The sequence below is a fragment of the uncultured Anaerococcus sp. genome (assembly GCF_947253225.1).
In the GTDB taxonomy this organism is placed as follows: Bacteria; Bacillota; Clostridia; order Tissierellales; family Peptoniphilaceae; genus Anaerococcus.
The window spans coordinates 1-4,446 of the sequence record NZ_CAMXYR010000089.1; the positions used below are offsets into that span (position 1 = coordinate 1).

The window sequence follows — 4,446 nt, forward strand, 5'->3', positions numbered from 1 at the left end:
GGATGGTATAGTACAATATAAAAATCTCTTAAATGTTGATGAACACGAGTATTTTGTGTACTAATCTTGTACTTACTTCCTAGCTTGATGAATATATATGTATTAGGAAAAGATTTTAAAAGATAAGATATAGAACAATGTATAGTGGATATGTAATGTAAATATTAATTATGATTTATAGTTGACTAGTAATGTATTATAACTAAATAACTCATGATTTTCCAAAAATTTTAAGCCTCCACTTGTGGAGGCTTTCGTGTTAGTTAGTATTTTTCTTTTTGTAAAAAATTCCAGCAAGAATTATTAAAAGAACTGCTACTAGCAAGTACCTCAGGCTAGATTTTTGCTTAGAAGCTTGGTGAACATTTTTTATTTCGAAAATTTTATTAAATTGGGCGGGATTTGAAGGCATAATTATATCATTGTGTTTTATGGTGTATTCTTCTCCCTCTTTTACCTCTTGTGGGAATTTGTCCTTTGGAACTTGGTAGAGGTCTGTTGGATTTCCTTTTTTGTAGACATCTACACCCTCCTTGTTGACTTCTTTAACGATATAATTTTCTTCAAGAACTTTTTCTTCACTCGCATAGACCTTGCCAAAATTTGTAAGTCCTACTAAAACTAGGGCAAGGAGTAAAAGAATCTTTTTGATTTTCATAATTATCTCCTTTTTCTTTATTTTAACATGATCTTTGTTAAGTTTATATAAAAATAAAGACTAACAAATAAATATCTCAGAGTATAAATTATCCTCAGTTATTCAGAATATCAGGTTCTCGGAAAAGAAAGGATGCCCTTTGATAAGAATCTAACCCAGCTCAACTTTCAGCAATTGAATATTTAAAATTATGTCCTTAGTTACACCTAGATATCAGTGTTGACTTACTTCTATTTACAAGCTTTTTAAGTTTATAATTTAAACCTTCAATTTTTTATCATTGTTGTAGACTTCATCAATTATTGCAGAACCTAGGCATACTTCTCCTTGGTAGAAAACTGCTGCCTGACCAGGCGTTACTGCCTTGGTTTCATCATAGGTAACTTCCACCCTTCCAGCTCCAAGGATTTTGACATGAGCCTTTATGTCTTTTTGTCTGTACCTGAATTTGGCAGTACAAGAAAATTCTTCTGGAATTTCTTTATCACTTATTGTAGAAAACTCACTTGCGAAGAGTTTGTTGGAAAATAGAAGAGGATTATTCTTACCTTGGCATACTATAAGTTCATTTTTCTTTAAGTCCTTACCACAAACAAACCAAGCCTCTCCTTCTCCACCAATTCCAAGCCCCCTTCTTTGTCCAATAGTGTGAAACATAAGTCCATCGTGACTTCCTAAAATATTTCCCTCGGCATCTACAATTTTGCCTGGCTGAGCGGGTAGGTAATTTGAGAGAAATTCATTGAAGTCCCTCTCCCCTATAAAGCAAATACCAGTCGAATCCTTCTTGTCAGCTGTGGCAAGCTTATATTTATGAGCAAGATCTCTAACCTCTTTTTTCTCAATTTCTCCTACTGGAAATAGCACATCCTTGATTTGCTCTTGGGAAAGTTGGCTAAGAAAATATGTTTGATCCTTATTTGAATCGACACCCCTAAGCATTATTGTCTCATCACCTGACCTATCGACTCTCGCATAATGACCAGTTGCCACATAGTCAGCACCCAAGGACTTGGAAAAATCCAAGAAAGCCTTGAACTTAATCTCTTTGTTGCACATTATATCAGGGTTTGGAGTCCTTCCTTTCTTGTATTCATCCAAAAAGTAAGTGAAAACTCTATCATAATATTCTTTTTCAAAATTTATGGAATAATAGGGTATACCTATTTGATTACAAACTGCAACAGCATCTTCATAATCAACCTCTGCTGTGCAGACTCCGTCCTCATCTGTGTCATCCCAATTTTTCATGAAAATTCCAACAACATCATAGCCTTCTTCCTTGAGAAGAAGAGCTGCTACAGATGAATCAACTCCTCCACTTATTCCAACGACTACTCTCGTATCTTTTTTATCTTTCACGCTTTCACCCTTCCCAATACTTCCATAAGTTTGTCAATATCTTCTATCGTATTTGTATAACCAAAGGAAAACCTCACAGAATGAAGTGCCCTTTCCTCGTCATAAATATTTGTAAGCACCCTGCTTGGCTCGATAGCCCCCGCCCTACAAGCAGAACCTGCAGATGCACATATTCCATTCATATCCAAGTATGTAAGCAAAAAATCTGACTTAAAATCCTTAAAATAAACATTTACAATATGGTCTGATGACTTAGCCACGCTTCCGTTAATTTCATAGTTTATACTAACTTTAGCAAGCTCAGCTAGGAAATATTTTTTTAAGTCCTTAATTTTTTCTCTTTCTCCTAATATCTTATCGAAAGCCTCTGCCATAGAATAAGCCCCTAGGGTAAAGGAAGTACCAGCACGCCTATGCTTTTCCTGCTCTCCTCCTTTAATAAGAGACTTTAGCTTATTTCTTGTGTACAAGATACCAAATCCATTAATTCCGCCAACCTTATGACCAGAAAGAGAAAGTGAATCACAAAGAATCTCTTCCACATCTATATCAAGGTGCCCATAGGCTTGAACCCCATCAACATGGAAATGAATAGGCTTATCCTTGAGAAATTCTCCAATTTCCTTAACAGGCTCTATGGTAGAAAGTTCATTGTTTACAAACATAACTATGACAAGTTTGGTTCGGTCAGTTAAAGATTTTTTCAAGTCGTCTAAACTAATTCTCCCTTCCTCATCTGCCCTAAGGTAGGTAACTTTTTCTCCCTCTAAGGCATTCATTATGGAATCGTGTTCTATATTAGTTGAGATTATTTCTCCTCCCCTAAAGGAATTTATTACTGTATTGTTGGATTCACTTGCTCCTGATGTAAATATTATTTGGGACGGATCTGCCTTTATACTTCCTGCAAGCTTTCTTCTCGCTTGGTCTAAAATTTTTTTGGCATCCCTCCCATAGGCATGAGTTGAATCAGGATTTCCGTCAAATAAATCAGCATTTTCCAAAAAATTCTCTAAAATTTCTTTTCTTTTTATGCTAGTTGCTGCATAATCAAAATAAATCTTCTTCATTCATAAAATATACTTTTTTACCTAGGTTAATCAAGAAAAATAGCCATTCACAAAATACTTTTACCTATTCTCGCTAAATTTTTTATAGAATAAAATTACAGGTCCAAGGATATAGGCAAGTGTTAGTATTATAACATTAGTTGTAAGGAAAAAGTCTCCAATTTTCTTGACTACACTTTCATATGCAAAAGGAAGAGTTAATATAGCTAGGATAAAATAAACCGTAGGAATTATAGCAAGCCCCCTTAGAGGACTTACTTTAAAATACTCGCTCATTAGCAAATAATACGCCATGAAACAAAATGTTCCTAGTAAAATTTCTATTACATCAAAAAATCCAAATTTCTTTTTCATAAATTCCTCCATTTAATATCCTTAGTTTCATAATAAGCAACGAGGATGAAATAAATCATACTTATTAGATACAATTTTTTATCTATCCCTTCAATTATAAACTTATATCCAATAATTAAGCTCAAGGCTCTAAAGATAGACCAAAATCCTATATTATCTTTGAAAAATAAATGCAAGTCCCGTGCCACAAAAATTATTAATAGGCTCAAAAACACCATATTTTCCATTACTTTTCCTCCATAAGTTTAACAACTATGCTTGCCCTTGCTCCATTATCGTTAGTCAATACTAGGTTCATTCCCATTGTTTTTAGGTGGATATCAGCTAGATAAAGACCTAACCCATAACCCCTACCCCAAGTTCTGGCAGAGTTGTCCGTGTAAAATAAGTCTTTTGCATGACTGATTGCCTTGCTATCAAAGCCCTTTCCATCATCTGCAACTGTTATAGTTAGCTTGTTATTACTAGCATTAAGCTCCAACCAAAGCTTGTTCTCCTTGTAATTTAGGGCATTAGTAAGTAGCTGATTTAGAGATTTGGAGAATTTATTCCTATCAATTTCAATAAAATATCCTGAAAGAGGATAAGCCCCTTTTATAGGAATTTCCTCTTCCATCAAATCCTCAACCAATAATATTTCATTTCTAAGGCTAGTTATAAAGCTATCTATGGAGATTTTTTCTAGTTTTGGTTTTTCTATAAAACCAGCACTCACATCCATCAACTCTTCTATATACTTTTCTATCTTCTGGCTTTCACCCCTTATTTTCTCAATCCTAGTCCTATCTTTCTCATCAAAACTTCGTATTAATGATAAGTTTGTAGCAATTACCGTAAGAGGAGTTTTCATATCATGGCTTATGGCAGCAAGACTTGTATTAATAAACTTATTTCTTTCTAATATTTCTTGATTTTTTCTGGCTAAACTTCTGGAGATTTCTCTAAATTCACTTATTTCTATTTTTTCATCAAAGCTATCCTTTCTTATCCCTATCTCAAGCC

5 protein-coding genes are annotated in these 4,446 nt (G+C 34.1%); all 5 read right to left on the reverse strand.

Annotated features, from left to right (window positions below):
• Positions 1-259: 259 nt before the first annotated feature.
• The gene (locus tag Q0W95_RS07535) at positions 260-658 is read right to left on the reverse strand and encodes a hypothetical protein (protein ID WP_297791464.1); all 399 of its coding nucleotides are present in this window, start codon (positions 656-658) and stop codon (positions 260-262) included.
• A 258-nt stretch (positions 659-916) separates the two neighbouring features.
• On the reverse strand, positions 917-2,020 hold the full coding sequence (mnmA, locus tag Q0W95_RS07540) for a tRNA 2-thiouridine(34) synthase MnmA (protein ID WP_297791466.1): 1,104 nt from the start codon (positions 2,018-2,020) through the stop codon (positions 917-919).
• Positions 2,017-3,090, reverse strand: a complete 1,074-nt coding sequence (locus Q0W95_RS07545; RefSeq protein ID WP_297791468.1) for a cysteine desulfurase family protein — start codon at positions 3,088-3,090, stop codon at positions 2,017-2,019. The genes mnmA and Q0W95_RS07545 overlap by 4 nt, the downstream gene beginning before the upstream one ends.
• 60 nt (positions 3,091-3,150) lie before the next feature.
• A complete protein-coding gene (locus Q0W95_RS07550; protein ID WP_297791470.1) occupies positions 3,151-3,444 on the reverse strand; it encodes a hypothetical protein in 294 nt (97 codons plus the stop codon).
• Between the two features lie 226 nt (positions 3,445-3,670).
• Positions 3,671-4,446: HAMP domain-containing sensor histidine kinase (locus Q0W95_RS07555; RefSeq protein WP_297791472.1), on the reverse strand; the 776-nt coding region annotated here is incomplete at its 5' end.

Excerpts from the sequence above, each read along its gene's own strand:
- Q0W95_RS07545 (WP_297791468.1), bottom strand. The coding sequence starts at position 3,090 with ATGAAGAAGATTTATTTTGATTATGCAGCAACTAGCATAAAAAGAAAA.
- Q0W95_RS07535 (WP_297791464.1), bottom strand. The coding sequence starts at position 658 with ATGAAAATCAAAAAGATTCTTTTACTCCTTGCCCTAGTTTTAGTAGGA.
- Q0W95_RS07550 (WP_297791470.1), bottom strand. The coding sequence starts at position 3,444 with ATGAAAAAGAAATTTGGATTTTTTGATGTAATAGAAATTTTACTAGGA.